Origin of the sequence: Yinghuangia sp. YIM S09857, from assembly GCF_051388915.1 — a bacterium.
Classification (GTDB): domain Bacteria; phylum Actinomycetota; class Actinomycetes; order Streptomycetales; family Streptomycetaceae; genus Yinghuangia.
The window spans coordinates 76,951-92,807 of the sequence record NZ_JBPKBH010000025.1 but is presented as its reverse complement, the minus strand read 5'-3'; the positions used below and the strand labels follow the sequence as shown (position 1 = coordinate 92,807).

At 72.3% G+C, this 15,857-nt stretch carries 9 protein-coding genes and 1 pseudogene; 5 read left to right on the top strand and 5 right to left on the bottom strand.

What is annotated here, in order from left to right:
- Positions 1 to 52 precede the first annotated feature (52 nt).
- Both ACRX5S_RS35745 and ACRX5S_RS35740 read left to right on the top strand, forming a co-directional pair.
- Positions 53 to 1,351 carry an amidohydrolase family protein gene (locus tag ACRX5S_RS35745; protein WP_436777391.1) on the top strand — a complete coding sequence of 433 codons (1,299 nt, stop codon included), beginning with the start codon at positions 53 to 55 and terminating at the stop codon, positions 1,349 to 1,351.
- A complete protein-coding gene (locus ACRX5S_RS35740; RefSeq protein ID WP_436777390.1) occupies positions 1,300 to 3,819 on the top strand; it encodes a CoA transferase in 2,520 nt (839 codons plus the stop codon). The genes ACRX5S_RS35745 and ACRX5S_RS35740 overlap by 52 nt, the downstream gene beginning before the upstream one ends.
- Positions 3,820 to 3,956: 137 nt before the next feature.
- On the opposite strand, the gene ACRX5S_RS35735 is transcribed toward ACRX5S_RS35740, so the two are convergent.
- The gene (locus tag ACRX5S_RS35735) at positions 3,957 to 4,325 is read right to left on the bottom strand and encodes an STAS domain-containing protein (protein WP_436777389.1); all 369 of its coding nucleotides are present in this window, start codon (positions 4,323 to 4,325) and stop codon (positions 3,957 to 3,959) included.
- 46 nt (positions 4,326 to 4,371) lie between these two features.
- Positions 4,372 to 4,821, bottom strand: a complete 450-nt coding sequence (locus ACRX5S_RS35730) for an ATP-binding protein (protein WP_436777388.1) — start codon at positions 4,819 to 4,821, stop codon at positions 4,372 to 4,374.
- Positions 4,822 to 5,221: 400 nt separating this feature from the next.
- Here ACRX5S_RS35730 and ACRX5S_RS35725 point away from each other — a divergent pair, with 400 nt between their 5' ends.
- Positions 5,222 to 8,476, top strand: coding sequence for a response regulator (locus tag ACRX5S_RS35725; RefSeq protein ID WP_436777387.1), 3,255 nt, complete (start codon positions 5,222 to 5,224; stop codon positions 8,474 to 8,476).
- 49 nt (positions 8,477 to 8,525) lie between these two features.
- A complete protein-coding gene (locus ACRX5S_RS35720; RefSeq protein WP_436777386.1) occupies positions 8,526 to 11,018 on the top strand; it encodes a SpoIIE family protein phosphatase in 2,493 nt (830 codons plus the stop codon).
- Between the two features lie 195 nt (positions 11,019 to 11,213).
- On the opposite strand, the pseudogene ACRX5S_RS35715 reads toward ACRX5S_RS35720, so the two are convergent.
- Positions 11,214 to 11,714: pseudogene (locus ACRX5S_RS35715) on the bottom strand (S1 RNA-binding domain-containing protein); the annotation flags it as partial.
- A gap of 100 nt (positions 11,715 to 11,814) precedes the next feature.
- On the opposite strand from ACRX5S_RS35715, the gene ACRX5S_RS35710 reads away from it, so the two are divergent.
- Positions 11,815 to 12,534: a hypothetical protein gene (locus ACRX5S_RS35710; protein WP_436777385.1), complete on the top strand. Its 720-nt coding sequence runs from the start codon at positions 11,815 to 11,817 to the stop codon at positions 12,532 to 12,534.
- Positions 12,535 to 12,549: 15 nt separating this feature from the next.
- On the opposite strand, the gene ACRX5S_RS35705 is transcribed toward ACRX5S_RS35710, so the two are convergent.
- On the bottom strand, positions 12,550 to 14,172 hold the full coding sequence (locus ACRX5S_RS35705) for an ABC transporter transmembrane domain-containing protein (protein ID WP_436777442.1): 1,623 nt from the start codon (positions 14,170 to 14,172) through the stop codon (positions 12,550 to 12,552).
- A gap of 128 nt (positions 14,173 to 14,300) precedes the next feature.
- The coding region (locus ACRX5S_RS35700; protein ID WP_436777384.1) for an ABC transporter ATP-binding protein at positions 14,301 to 15,857 on the bottom strand (1,557 nt) is incomplete at its 5' end.

Below are 15,857 nucleotides of genomic sequence, written 5' to 3'. Positions count from 1 at the left end.
GGGTGACGTGGCGGACCGAACCCTCACCCGCAGCGGACCCTCGGAGGCAGACGTGCACAAAGACGACCTCATCCTGATCAGCGTCGACGACCACATCGCCGAGCCGGCGGACATGTTCGACGGACACGTGCCGGCGAAGTACGCCGATGCGGCCCCCCGCGTGGTCGAAGCCGCCGACGGCGCCCAGCAGTGGTACTACGGCAACCTCCGCGGCCGGAACCTCGGCCTCAACGCGGTCGCGGGCAAGCCCCGCGAGATGTTCAACGTCGACGCCAGCCGCTACGACGAGATGCGGCCCGGCTGCTACGACGTCCACGCCCGGGTCCGCGACATGGACGCCGGGGGACAACTCGCCGGTCTCAACTTCCCCAACTGGACCGGGTTCTCCGGACAGGTGCTGAACCAGGGGCCGGACCGGGACACGAACCTGGCGATGATCCGGGCCTACAACGACTGGCACATCGACGAGTGGTGCGCCGCCTATCCCGGGCGCTTCATCCCCTGCGGAATCCTGCCGCTCTTCGACGTCGTGGAGGCGGCGAAGGAGATCCGGCGCATCGCCGCGAAGGGCTGCCACGCGGTGACCTTCTCGGAGAACCCCGAAGCGCTGGGCATGCCGAGCATCCACACGCGCTACTGGTACCCGCTGTTCGAGGCGGCGTCGGAGGAGCGGGTCGTGCTGTGCACGCACGTGGGCTCCTCGTCGCGGTCGCCGTCCGTTTCGGCGGACGCGCCGCCGAACACCCAGATGACCCTGTCGTCCCTGATGTCGACCTTCACCCTGGTCGAGCTCCTGTGGGCGGGGTTCTGGGCGGACTTCCCGGACCTGCGCCTGTCGCTCACCGAGGGCGACATCGGATGGATCCCGTACTTCCTGTGGCGGGCCGAACACGTCCTCGAACGCCACTCGGGCTGGACGAAGCCCGTGCTTCCCAAGGGCGTATCCGGGCCGACCGAGTTGTTCCAGCGGCACTTCTACACCTGCTTCATCAGCGACAAGGTGGGGCCGCGGCTGCTCGACTGGTTCAACACCGACCAGGTGTGCTGGGAATCGGACTATCCGCACTCCGACAGCAGTTGGCCGAACGCACCCGAAGACGTCATCGCCACGCTCGGCCATCTCGACGACGCGCTCGTCAACAAGATCACGCACGACAACGCCATGGCGGCCTATCAGTTCGATCCGTTCAAGACGCGGCCGCGCGAGCAGTGCACGGCGGGCGCCCTGCGAGCCGGCGCGCGGGACGTGGACGTCGTCACCCACGTGGGCCGCCGCGCCGACCAGCGCGACATCGACTCGTGGAACGCGATCACCGCCGCCCGCACCGCCCGAACCGCGACCAACCGGTGAAGAAGACCGCGATGGACGGCGGAGCCGCACTGCGGGACACACGGCGGCGAGCGCTCGGCCGCGACGACGCGGGGCCCGGCGGAGCCGACGCCGAAGCGCCGTACGCCGGGCTGCGGGTCGTCGAGACGGGCGGCGGCCTCGCCGTCTCCTACGCCGGGAAACTGTTCGCCGACGCCGGGGCGGACGTGGTCAAGCTGGAGCCTCCCCGGGGCGAGGCGCTGCGGCGCCGGTCCGCCTCGGGAGCCCGTCCCGCCGACGACGCCCCCGGAGCCCTCTTCCGCTTCCTCAACGCCGGGAAGCGGTCGTCGGTCGGGGCGCTCGGGCAGTTGCCCGCCGACGAGTTCCTGGCGGCCGCGGACGTCGTCCTCGTCGCGGCACCGACCGGCGCCGATCGCGTGGCGGTCCAGGAACTGCACCGGCGGTTCCCGGAGGCGGTCACCGTGGCCGTCACTCCGTACGGCCTCACCGGCCCATACACGGAAGACGCCTGTGCCGTCAACGAGTTCGTGCTCCAGGCGCAGTGCGGCTCAACCGCCGGGCGCGGACTGCCCGCGGACACCCCGATGCAGGCCGGCGGCAACATCGGGGAGTGGATCGCCGGCTCCTACGCCGCCGCGGCCGCGGCCGCGATGAACCGCGGTCGGGAGGCGACCGGGCGCGGTGCGCTCGTCGACCTGTCGGTGCTGGAGGCCATGGTGGTCACCATGGGCGGCCTCTCGGCCGTCGCCGCGGACGTCCTGGGGGACGCGGCGCCGACGAGCGGGCGCGGCGTCGAGCTCCCGTCCATAGCGACCACCGCCGACGGGCTTGTCGGGTTCTGCACGATCACCGCCCAGCAGTTCCAGGACTTCCTCGTCATGATCGAGCGCCCGGACCTCCTCGCGGACGCCGAACTGGCCACCGCCGCAGGGCGGCTCCGCCGCCGCGAGGAGTTCGTCTCCGCGGTGGACGCCTGGACCGGTGCCCGGACCACGGACGAGATCCTGGAGCTTGCCGCCGCCCTGCGCATTCCCGCGGCTCCGGTGGGGACCCCCGCCACCGTCACCGGGATCGACCACTTCGCCGCCCGCGGGGTGTTCACCGACAACCCCGCGGGATTCCGCCAGCCGCGTGTGCCCTACGCCATCGGCGCATTTCGTGGGGTCCCGCTGTCGGACGCCCCTGCTTCGGTGGACACGACGGTCGCCTGGCACCCCCGTTCCGCGCCCCGCCCGCCACGCGAACCCGCGGGGGATCCGCAGCTGCCGCTGAGCGGATTGCGGATCCTCGACCTCACGGCATTCTGGGCCGGTCCCTTCGCGACCATGCTGCTGGGCGCCCTCGGCGCCGACGTCGTCAAACTCGAAGGCGTGCGCCGCCCCGACGGCATGCGCTTCGCCGGGGCCAAGCCCCCTTCCCACGAGGGCTGGTGGGAGACCGGCAGTACGTTCCTGTCGGCGAACGCCGCCAAACGCGGCCTGACCCTCGACCTCGGACACGCCCAGGCGCGGCAACTGGCTCTGCGCCTGGTCGCCGAGTGCGACGTCGTGATGGAGAACTTCTCACCACGGGTCCTCCCGAACCTCGGCCTTGCCCCGGACACACTGCGCGCCGCGAACCCGCACGCGGTACTTGTGCGGATGCCGGCGTTCGGCCTGGACGGACCGTGGCGCGACCGCGTCGGGTTCGCGCAGACCATGGAGCAGGCGAGCGGCATGGCCTGGATGACCGGAGGGGCCGACGGACTGCCGCTCATCCCTCGGGGCGCCTGCGATCCAATAGCGGGCCTGCACGCGGTCTTCGCCACCCTCGCGGCCCTGGAACTGCGCGACCGCACCGGCGAAGGCACCCTGGTGGAGTCCACGATGGTCGAGGCGGTGCTGAACGTCGCGGCGGAGGCGGTCGTCGAGTACACCGCCTACGGGGCCATCCTCATGCGGGACGGAAACCGCGCGCCCGACGCGGCTCCGCAGGGCGTGTACCGCTGTCACGGCTCGGACGCCTGGATCGCGTTGTCGATCACCGAGGACGGGCACTGGCCCGTGCTCTGCGAGGTCATCGGCCGTTCGGACCTGGGGAGCGACACTCGGCTGCGGCACCGTTCGGGACGCCGGGCGGCACACGACCGCATCGACGCGGCGATCACGGCGTGGACCGCGCAACGGGATCCGGTGAAGGCCGTGGAGGAACTCCGCACGGCGGGTCTCGCGGCCGCGGTCGTCTCGGGCGGCGCGGCGCTCTTCGACCACCCGCAATTGAGTCACCGAGGCTTCTTCGAACGCGTCGGTCACCCCGTGGTCGGCCAACACCGCATCCCCGGGCTTCCGTTCCAACTCGCGGGACGCCCACGCGCATGGATCACGCGCCCGGCACCGACGATGGGCGAGCACAACCACGAGATCCTGGCCGGCCTTCTGGGGCTGTCCGACGACGAATTGGACGCCCTCCGCGACGAAGGAGTCATCGGAACCCGGCCCGCGGGGCTCTGACCTTTCCGAGGGGACGCCGTCCGACCCGGCCGAGGTCACCGCCCTCGTGCGCGCGCCGGACCGCGACCGACCACTCCGGCGAAGCGTCAAGCGGTGTCCGGCGATCGTGCGCGCGCCGGACCACTCCGGCGGCGCGTTCAAGCGGTGTCCGGCGATCCGCCCCGCGGGCCGTCGCACGCCGACCGGATGTCGGGGTAGGCCGGCAGCAGCGGGCCCACCTGCGTGACCTCCAGAAGCCGCAGGACGGACTCGTTCGGGGCGGCCAAACGCAGTTCCCCGCCGCGCGCACGCGTCTCGCGCGCCGCCCGCAGCAGGACGCGCAGGCCCGAGGAGTCCATGAAGGCGACCTTGCCCAGATCGAGCACCAAACGGTGGTCCCCGTTCCGAGCGCGCGCCGCCAAGGCCGTGCCGAACCGCTCCGCGGAGTCGAAGTCCAGGTCGCCTTCGACGGGGACCACCCGCCAGCCGTCCACGTGGTCGCGATCGGGATCGTCGTCTTGCTGCATGACGCCCTCTCCAGGGCCGCCCTCGCCGGGCGCCCGTCCTTCGAGCCTAAGCCGACCACGGCACGCACGCACGGACGACCTTGCCGTGCGGACGGGGCTCGACGCGGATGCCCCGCGTGAGCCTGCCGACGATCATCAGGCCGTAGCCGACCCTGCCCGCCCCGTCCGGCCTCCGCCCGTCCATGCCGGGCAGGAGGCGCCCCGGCCCGGTGTCCTCCACGGCGACGTCGATGCCCTGCCGGGACACCCGCAGGCTCAGCCGGCACGGACCCGGCGCGTGCCGGCAGGCGTTGGCGACCAGTTCGGCGACCACGAGCAGCGCGTCCACGGCCATCGTGCGGCCGATGGCACGGCCCGGCAGGGCGCGGTCCAGGAAGGTCCGGGTCGCGGCGTGCGCGGCCTTCACCGAGCCGGGAGCGCCGTCCAGCGGCAGCATCAGCGGGACGCCGCCCTCGATCGCGTACGGCGTGCCACCAGCGTCGTTCGGGTCGGTCACGCGGACACTCCGTGGGATCGTTGCGTTCCGTCGCTGCGGCCGTGCGCACCGTATCCGACGGCCGGTCGGACCCCGGCCTCCCCGGTTGCCCGAGGCGAACGGCACACGGCCGGTGCGCTGCGGCGGACGGCCTGTTCGACCGGCCGTCCCGGCGGTGCGGGTCCCGAAGCGGGATCCCGCGTCCGTGTGGCCGCTACCCCCTTCGGCGGGCGGTACCCGGGGGCGATGCGCCCGAATTGACGCATGTCGCGCCACGGGGTGTGCTGGGCATGCGGGGCGTCTCCCCGCATCGTGCGGCGGAGTCGCGGGCGCCGGCACCCGTTCACGAGCGCCGCCGCGTCCGGGCGGCGGGGGCGCCGTCCGACCACCGCGCCGTCCGACCACCCGAGTGAGGTGGAACATGCCAGGTGAACCGGACCGGCGACGGCCGGCGGACACCCCCGGCGTCCCCGGCGGAGCCGTCGCCCGCGGCACGGACGCCCCCGCCGCGGGCTACGGCCCCATCGGCGACCCGGAGCTGCGCCGCCTGCTCGCCGGACTGACCGCGGTGCGCGACGGGGACTTCGGTACGCGGCTGCCCGGTGAGCCGGACGGGCTGCTCGGCGAGATCGTCATCGTCTTCAACGGCATGGTCGACCAGTTGGGACTGTTCACCAGCGAGGTGACCCGGGTCGCCCGAGAGGTGGGAACCGAGGGGATCCTCGGCGGGCAGGCGCAGCTCCCGAGTGTGGGCGGCGCCTGGCGCGACCTCACCGCGTCGGTGAACCTCATGGCGTCCAACCTCACCGGCCAGGTCCGCAACATCGCGCAGGTGGCGACGGCCGTGGCCAAGGGCGACCTGACCCGCAAGATCGACGTGGACGCGCGCGGCGAGATCCTGGAGCTGAAGACCACCATCAACACGATGGTCGACCAGCTCTCGGCCTTCGCCGCCGAGGTCACCCGCGTCGCCCGCGAGGTGGGCAGCCACGGGCGCCTCGGCGGACAGGCGGAGGTCGAGGGCGTCTCCGGCACCTGGAAGCGCCTCACCGAGAACGTCAACGAACTCGCCGGCAACCTCACCCGCCAGGTACGGGCCATCGCCGAGGTCACCAGCGCGGTCGCCGAAGGGGATCTGACCCGGTCGATCACCGTCGACGCGTCCGGCGAGGTCGCGGAACTCAAGGACAACATCAACTTCATGGTCCGGTCGCTGCGCGAGTCGACGCGGGCCAACCAGGACCAGGACTGGTTGAAGTCGAACCTCGCCCACGTCTCCGGCCTCATGCAGGGCCAGCGTGACCTGGCCGTGGTCGCCGCGCTGGTGATGGACGAGCTGACGCCGCTGGTGGGTGCGCAGTACGGCGCCTTCTACCTCGCCCAGGACTCCGCCGACGGTGCGGAGCTGACCCTGATCGGCGCATACGGGCTGCCGCCGGACGGCGCCCCGGCCGCACGGGTCCGGCACGGCAGCACCCTCGTCGGCCAGGCCGCGCGCACCCGGCGCACCATCGCGGTGGAGGACGTACCGGGCGACTACATCGTCTCCTCGGGGCTCGGCCGCGCCTCGCCGCGGGCGCTCATCGTGCTCCCCATCGTCGCCGAAGGGGAGGTCCTGGGCGTCGTCGAACTCGCCTCGGTCACCGAATTCACCGCCATCCACCGGGATTTCCTGGAACAGCTCCGGGAGACCGTCGGCGTCAACATCAACACGATCGTGGCGAACGCCCGAACCGCGGAACTCCTCGGGGAATCCCAGCGCTTGGCCGGCGAACTGCGCGCACGATCCGAGGAACTCCAGAATCAGCAGGAGGAGTTGCAGCGCTCGAACGCCGAACTGGAGGAGAAGGCCGCGCTCCTGGCCAGCCAGAACCGCGACATCGAGGCGAAGAACGAGCAGATCGAGCTCGCCCGGCAGGAACTTGAGGACCGCGCGGGGCAGTTGACCGTGGCGTCCACCTACAAGTCCGAGTTCCTGGCCAACATGAGCCACGAACTGAGGACACCGCTCAACAGCCTGCTGATTCTCGCCCAACTGCTCGCCCAGAACCCGGCCGACAACCTCACCCGGAAGCAGGTCGAGTACGCGAGCATCATCCACTCCGCCGGATCCGACCTGCTCCAGCTCATCAACGACATCCTCGATCTGTCCAAGGTCGAGGCCGGAAAGATGGACGTGCATCCGGAACGTGTGCCGCTGCGCGGGCTGCTCGACTTCGTCGACGCGACGATCCGCCCGATGTCCGCGCAGAAGCACCTGGCCCTGCGCGTCGCCGCCGCCTCCGACGCGCCGAACGAGCTGATCACCGACGACGCGCGACTCCGGCAGATCCTGCGCAACCTGCTGTCCAACGCGGTGAAGTTCACCGAGCGCGGCGAGATCGAGCTGCGCATCGACCTCGCCGCCGCGGAGGAGATCCCCGATGGCGTGGCCCAGGGCGAGCCGGCGGTGGCGTTCCGCGTACGGGACACGGGAGTCGGCATCCCGGCCCACCAACTCGACACGATTTTCGGCGCGTTCCAGCAGGCGGACGGCACCACCGGCCGCCGCTACGGCGGAACCGGACTGGGACTGTCGATCAGCCGGGAGATCGCCTACCTGCTCGGCGGTGCGGTGACCGCGGAGAGCGCGGTGGACCGGGGGAGTACGTTCACGCTCTACCTGCCGGTCACGCATCCCGGATTCACCGAGCCCGCACCGGAGTTCGAGCGGGCCCCGGCGTCCGACGGTTCGGGTGGGTCCGGCGGGTCGGGGTCCGGCGGGTCCGGCGGGGTGAACCGGGACGCCGGCCGCGCCGGTTCGGCGGGGGACCGGGCCGCGCCGCCGCCGGCCCGCCGCGTGCTGGTCGTCGAGGAGGGGGCGCGCGGCCTGCTCGCGATGATCGCGGCCAGCGTCGGCGAGGACGTCGAGGCGGACGTACGGCAGGAGATCGACATCGTGTCGGTCGCCGACCCCCAGGCGGCGGTCGAGGCGTTGGGCGCTCAGCCGTACTGCTGCGTCGTCGTCGACCTCGGGTTGCCGGACGACGAGGCGCTGCGCCTGCTGGCCGCCCTCGACGGCGACCCCCGACTGTCCGAAGCACCGGTGCTGCTGCACCGCGGCCGGAGCCTGTCGCAGGAGGCACGGAACGCCCTGCTGTCCCGGCCCGACGGACCGGCCCGCGAAATCGTGTCGGGGCTCGACGAGTTGCGCGAACGCATCCGCTCGTACGTCGCGGAGGACCGGCCGGGTGCCGTCGAAACCGGTCCGCCCGCCGACACCCGGCCGGTGCTCCCGCCGACCGCGGCACGTGATGACGCGCTTGCGGGGCGTACGGTCATGGTGGTCGACGACGACCTGCGCAACCAGTACGCCCTGACCGGCATTTTGGAGAGCCAGGGCGCGGCGGTCCTCCAGGCGGACAACGGCCGGGACTGCGTCGCGCTCCTGGCCGCGCACCCGGAAACCGACCTGGTGCTGATGGACGTGATGATGCCGGAGATGGACGGCTACAACGCCACCAGTGAGATCCACCGCATGCCAGGCTTCGCCGAACTGCCGGTCATCACGGTGACCGCCAAGGCGATGCTCGGCGACCGCGAGGACGCCTTGGCCGCGGGTGCGGTCGACTACATCACCAAACCCGTGGACGTGGACGACCTGCTCGACCGCGTACGTCGGGCGTTGCGCCAGTGATCTCACGAAACATCGAACACCCTTGATCTACAGAGGAGTTGCTCGCCAGATGTCCGCAGTCCCGCCGAATGCCGACGAGCCGCAGAGCACGGCACTCCGTGATCTGGCGGCGGCCGTCGAACGCCTGCACGGCGAGGTCAAGGCGGTGCGGGCGGACGCCGACCGGCGCTCGGTCGTGGACCTGGCCAAGGGCATTCTCGTGGCCCAGTTGGGGTGCGACCCGGCGGAAGCGGACCACCAACTCAGCGTGCTGGCCGAGCGCGCGGGCGCGTCGCGGTACGCGTTCGCGGCGGACATCGTGGACCGTGTTGCCGGGCCTCTGATGGTCCGGGGAGGCACCGACGACGGGGCGACTGAGGGCGAAGTCGGCGCACTCCCGGCCGACGAAGCCAAGAGCGGTGGAGGGGACGTCGACGGACTCGCAGCCGATGAAGCCGTAAGCGGTCGAGGGGACGTCGACGGAGGCGTTGCCGGCGACCGCGCCGAATCTGCGTCCGCCCGGCTCCGGGCCGCGCAGAGCGGCACGCTCCGGGCCCCGGACGCCGACGCCGCCGCCCGAGCGATGCTCGATGATGTCCTCGCGCCGTTGGGAGCCGTCGCCGTGCTGATCTGGGCGGTGGGCGACGACACGGAGCTCGCGTTGGCGGGTGCCGCCGGGTTCGACGCCGCCGAACTGCGCCGATGGCGCCATGTCCCGCCCGACGTGGACACGGTCGCGAGCCGCGCGCTCACGGCTCCGGAGGGCTCCGTCTGGATCCCGTCCGTCGCGGGGGCCGGCACGGCGTCGCCCGGCGTGGCCGTTCCCGGGAGGGCCCGTGCCGAGACCGAGACAGCACCGGGGCGGATCGCGCTGACAGTCGTGTCCCTCGGGAGAGTGCAGGGCGTACTCGAAACATGCTGGCCCGGTCGGCTCCCGCCGCCGTCGACGCAAATGCGCCGCCAGCTTCAAGCGTTGGCCGACCTGTGCGCTCTCGTACTGCCGCCGCAGGCAACGGGACACTGGGGCCCCGAAACCGACTCGGGGCAGAGCCCGGCAGGCCGACTGGCCGAACTCGCCGACGGGCTGAACGTCCCCGCGATGGTCCTCGAACCCTTCCTCGACGCCCGCGGCCTGCTCGCCGACTTCCGCATCCGGCACCTGAACGCCCGCGGGGTGGACGCCCTGCGGACCGCGCGGGCCCGGATGGCGGGCGCGCGGATGCTGGAGGAGTACCCGCTCGCCGCCGCGCCCGGCGGGCTGTACGAGGTGGTCCACCGCGTGTACACCTCAGGGCACCGCTTCCACGCCGAACGCCGCCCGGTCCCGTGGGCCGACACCGCCGCCCCGCCCGGCGGGCTCGCCGACGTGGCCGTCAGCCGGCACGGCGACGCGGTTCTTGTCGTCTGGACGCGGCAGTCCCCGGACGCGCGGTCCGCCGACCTGATCGACCACGTCCAACGCCTGGCCAGAATCGGGGGGTTCGAGGAGGCGTCGGGGACCGGGGAGTGCCTGTGGAACGGGCAGACGTACCAACTCTTCGGACGCGACCCGACGCAAGGCCCCCTGCCCATGGCGCGATGGCCGGACCAGGCGCACCCGGACGACGCCGGCCCGCTGCGCCGATTCCGCAGCTCCATCGTCGACCGGCACCGACCCGCCACGGTCGACTTCCGCCTGGAACACGCCCGACGCGTGACCCGCCGCCTCCGGGTGTTCGCCGAACCGGTCCTCGACGGCGACGGCGCCCTGACCGCGATCCGCGGCGCCTGCCAGGACGCCTCGGCGCAGCACTGGACCGAGGTCGCGTTGGCGGCCACGCGTGACCGACTCCTGGACAGCGAGGAGGAGGCCGCCGAACGCAACCGGCTGGCCCGGCAACTGCAACAGGCCATCATGCCGCCGGACCAGACGCCCGTGGACGCCGCGGACCTCCGCGTAGCCGTGCGCTACCGTCCCGCGGAGTCGGACGCCGCGGTCGGCGGCGACTGGTACGACGCCGTCGCCCTGCCGAGCAGGCGGATCCTGCTGGCCGTGGGCGACGTCGCCGGCCACGGCATCGACGCCGCCACGAACATGGTCGTCCTGCGCAACGCCCTGCGCGACCTCGCGGTCACGGGGGCCCCGCCGGGCCGACTCCTCGCGTGGCTCAACAGCGTCGCGCACCATCTGACCGACCACGTGACGGCAACCGTCGTCTGCGGCCTGTACGACCCCGACACCCGCATCCTGCGCTGGGCGCGCGCCGGGCACCTGCCGCCGATCCGCATCAGCGACGGCGTCCCGCGTCTGCTGCCGCTGCCCGAAGGAGCGATGCTCGGCGCATTCGCCGAGGCCGAGTACGAGGAGTCCGAGGAACTCCTGCAACCCGGCGACACGTTGCTCCTCTACACCGACGGCCTGATCGAACGCCGCGACCGCTCCCTCAACGACTCCCTCACCCAACTGGTCACCGCGTCGACCTCCGCCCCCGCGACCCTCGAAGCACGCCTGGACGCCCTACTGGCCGCAAGCCCGGCCAACACCGACGACGACACCTGCCTGATCGGGGTCCAGGCCACCTGAGCCCCGGCGCGCAGCGGTGTCGCTGCCGCCGGCGCGTCGGAGCGGCCGGACGCCGGCGACGCGGTGTCACCGTCTGGACGGCAGAAGCGCCATGGCCCCTCCCGCGCGTCGAGTCCCCGAACGACCCGGGAGCTCGGTTCGCGGCGCGGTTTCGTGGGGTGGGGCTCAGGCCGGGGCGTCGGGTGGCGCGGTTGTCCGACGGAGGGAGAGGAGGATTCGTCGGCGTTGCAAGTCCAGGTCGAGGATCTGGACGGTGATCCGGTCGCCGACTTGGACGGCGTGGTTCGGCAACTCGACGTGCTGCCCGGCCAGTTCCGTGATGTGGACCAGGCCCTCGATGCCGTCGGCGATGCGGACGAACGCCCCGAAGGGGACGAGTTTGGTGACGGTGCCCGGGAGCGTCTGCCCTGGTGCACGGGTCTGGGCGAAGTGTCGCCAGGGGTCGTCCTGGGTCGCCTTGAGGGACAGTGCGATGCGTTCGCGGTCCATGTCGATATCGAGGACCTCGACGTCGACCCGTTGGCCGATCTCGACGACTTCGCCCGGGTGATTGATGTGCTTCCACGTCAACTCGGCGACGTTCACCATGCCGTCGACCCCGCCGATGTCGACGAACACGCCGAAGTTCTGGATCCCGGTGACGACGCCGGACCGAATTTCGCCGCGGCGCAGCGAGAGCAGGAAGGTCTTGCGGAATGCGTCTTGTGCTTCTGGTGTCGGCCCCGTCATCTACCGGGCTCGCAAGGATGTCATTACTGCACCATACATCGATCCGTCCCTGTGGCGTCCTGCTCGCGTGGAAGCCGAACTCTACGGGCTCCTAGGGGGCTTGGCGGGCGCGCTCGTGACCGGATTCGTCGCCTACGCGGGTCCCCTCAGGGTTCAGCGGAGGGCGGCCGAAACCGCGCGACGGGATCTGGCCGCGCAGCGGGAGTGGGGCCGCGAGGACGAGTTGGCGCGGGAGCGGCGTGCTCGGGACGAGGAGCGTCGGCGCGAGGCGCGCGCGGCCCGTGAGGCCGACCGCCTTGTCGCCCTCGAACGCCGGGACGCCGCGGCGGGACGTCTGGCCGCGCTGCGGACCGCGCCCCGGCGGTGGGAGGCCGTTCTGCGTCGAACCGTGCGTACCCTCGCGTCCGGCGGGGCCGTGGACCGCGAGCGTTTCGAGGCCGAGATCGACGACGCGCGGCGTGAGACCTTCGCCGCGTTCGACGCCGTGATGGCCGACGGCATCTGGCTGCGGCAGTCGTCCACGTCGCCGCCGCTCGGCAGGTCGGGGCAGGAGTTGGCGACCTGTGACGCCGACGTCACCGGCCACCTGGAGAACGCGACCCGGCGCCTTGCCTCGCGCCTCGGCGGGCCGCCCGAACAGCGGCGGGCGTTGTCGGCGGCGGTCGAACGGGACCTGTGCAACGCCACCGCCGCGAGGCACGAGTTGGCCCTGTTCGTGGTGGACCGGCTCGCCGCGATGTTCAACGGCAGCCCACGGCGCGAAGGCGACCGCACACGGCAAGACTGAGTGCGAGCGACGCGCTCAGCGCGTCACGGACGCGCGGTAGCCCTCGTCACCGGCCACAAGGTTGCGGTGCGTGCCCGCCGCGACGACCGTGCCGCCGTCCACGACGAGGACGCGGTCGGCGGCGTCGAGGAGGGCCGGGCTGGTGGTGATCACGACGGTGGTGCGGCCGCGGCGCAGGGCGGCGAGGTTGCGGGCGATGAGCTGTTCGGTGACGGCGTCGACCGCGGTTGTCGGGTTGTGCAGGACCAGGATTTCGGCGTCCGCGGCGAGGGCGCGCGCGAGGGACAGCCGTTGGCGCTGGCCCCCGGAGAGGTTCGCGCCGCGGTCGCGTACCGGGTGGTCGAGTCCGTCGCGGTGCAGGGCGACGACGTCGGTGAGCAGTGACGCCTCCACGGCCTCGGGGATCGCGCGACTCGTGCCGGAGGGGTCGATGTTGGTGCGCAGGGTGCCGGCGAAGATCTCCGCGTTGGCGGGGTTCACGAGCATGTGCGCGCGAATCGCCCCCACCGGGAGGTCGGCGGTCGATTTCCCGTCGAGGCGTACGGTCCCGTCATAGGCGTCGTCGGGAACGCTCGCGGACAGCAGCGCGACCAGGTCGGCCGCGGCCGCAGGCTGCCGCGCGACGACGGCGGCGAACTCACCGGCCTGGACCTGGAACGACAGGTCGCGCAGCGACCCGTACCGGATCGCGTCCAGGGCGAGGCCGCCCCCGGCGGCCAGGGGTTCGGCGGCCGGCGGCTCGGCCGGGGGAGCGGTCAGGACCAGGGCCATGCGTTCGGCCGACGCACGGGCGACCATCACGTACTTGGGCATGTTCGCGCAGAGTTTGAGCGGTTCCATGATGAACTGCGCGAGTCCGACAGCCATCACCAGTTCGCCGATGCCGATGCGCCCCTCGAAGGCGAGCCAGCCCGCGGTCAGCGTCACGGTCGCGGCGAGGGCGGCGTTGAGAGCCTGCGCGGTCCCCGCGTACGCGCCGCTCACCCGGGCGACGCCGACCGCCTGGTCCCGGGCCGCCGAGCTGACCGTACGGTACGAGGCGAACGCCGCGTGGTTGCCGCCGAACCCGTGCAGCGGGCGCAGGCCGGTGATCAGGTCGGCCACCTTCGCGCCCGCTCGCGCCACGCGCGCCTGCTGCTCGCGCGTGCCGGTGTCGATCCGTTTGGACAGCACGCTCAGCACCGACAGGATCGCGGCGGTCCCGACGACCACCAGCACGCCGAGCGGAACGCTGGCCATGCCCAGCGCGACAGCCGTGATCGCCACCGCGACCAGCGAGCTGATCAGCAGCGGGACGACCTCGATCAGGTCGGCCGTCTGGTCGGCGTCGTCCGTGGCGACGGTCAGCACCTCGCCGGACTTGAGGCCACTGCCTCCGGCCACCGGCTGGAGCCCGCAGGCCGCCACGCGCACGCGCCAGCGGTGCGCCTCGGTGGTGTTGGCCTTCTGGAGTACGCGCATGCCGAAACGCCACGACAGGGACACCGTCGTGCTGATGACCGCCAACGCGGTGATGGCCAGGGCGAGGGACCCGGGGCTGCGGTCCCGCATCGTGTGCTCGACGATCAGGCCCAGCGCGATGGGGAAGGCTGTCTCGCCGGCCTGGTACATGCCCATGAGGACGGTGCCGCGGGCCATGGCGCCGACGTTGCGGCGCAGGGTCGTCCGGACGATGCCGACGCCGGTCACGGGCTGCCCGGGCACAGTTGCCGTCGAGGGGTGGGAGGGAGCGGAAACCCCTTCCACGGTACGCGGGTTCTCGTCGGTCACCGGGCTGCGCCTTCCGCCGTGCCGCTGCCTTCGCGCCAGGCCGCCCAGAGTTGGGCGTACCGGCCGTCGAGGGCCACCAACTCCTCGTGCGTGCCTTCCTCCACGATCTGTCCGGCCTCCAGGACGGCGATGCGGTCCGCCGCCACCGCCTGCGTCAGGCGGTGCGCGACCAGGAGCGTCGTCCGGCCCGAGCAGGCGGCCAGGACGGCGCGCTCCAGGTCCGCGGCGTGCTCGCTGCCGGCTTCGGCGGTCGACTCGTCCAGCACCACGACCGGGGTTCCGCGCAACAGCAGTCTGGCCAGCGCGACCTGGGCCACTTCGGTGGCCTCCGGGCGCCGACCGCCTTCGCCGACGGGGGTGTTCAGCCCGTCGGGCAGTGCCTCCACCCACGCGGTGGCACCTACGGTGCCCAGCGCGTCGAGCAGTTCCCGGTCGGAGGCGCCCGGTTCGGCGAGGTGCAGATCGTCGGCGAGGGATCCGGAGAACACGTGTGTCTCCTGGGTGAGGATGCTGACCCGGGTTCGCGCCGCGGCCTCGTCCAACTCCGCGAGGTCGGACGCCCCGATGCGCACCGATCCGGTCTGCGGGGTCCCGATCCCGGCGATCAGCGCGGCCAGGGTCGACTTGCCCGCGCCCGTCGCCCCGACCAGCGCGAGCGAACTCCCCGCCGGGATGGTCAGGTTGATGTTCCGCAGCACGGGCCGTTCACTGTCCGGGTAGCCAAAGGTCACGTCATCGACGACCACCGGCATTGCGCCGCCGTCCAGTTCGCCCACGCCGGGGTCGCCGACCAGCCGTTCCTGGGTCGCCTCGTCCAGCACACCGACCAGCCGGGTCAGGCTCGCCCCCGACTTCTGCGCCTCGTCGAAGGTGAACATGATCGACCCCAGCGGCACAAAGAGCTGGTGGAACAGGAGTGGGGCGGCGGCGACTTCGCCGAGGCTGGCGGCGTCCGCCTCCAACAGGGCGTAGCCGACCGTGATGATCAGGGTGAGCCCGATGAACTCGGCGCGGTTCTCCCGGCCGACGAAGCGGCCGAAGAGCCGGAACACGTCGATGCCGAGGTCGCGTACGCGTCGCGAACTGCAGTCGACCTGCTCGCGGAAGGACTCTTCGAGGCGGAACGCGCGTACCGTGTCGATGCCGTGCAGTCCGCTGATGAGTGCCTGTGCGCGCTCCGCCTGGGCCGCCCGCTGCTGCCGGTAGAGGGGTGCGGAACGCGGAAGGTACCAGCGCAGGGCGAGCGCGTACGCGGGCAGTGCCCCCGCGCCCGCAAGACCGAGCCGCCAGTCGAGTCCGAACATGCCGACCGTGGCGATGACGACCAGGACGCCGGCGGAGAAGATCGTGGGAATCGCCATGCGTATGCCCTTGGACAGCACGGCGACGTCGTCCCCGACCCGGGAGAGCACGTCCCCGCGTCCGACCTGTTCGACCCGCGCGCTGGGCATGCCCAGGACCGCGCGCACCGCGCTCTCCCGGAGGTGTGCGAGCAGGTCCGCGCCCAATCGGCCGACCAGGTACGTCGACAGCGCGGTGGCCGCCGCGCCCAG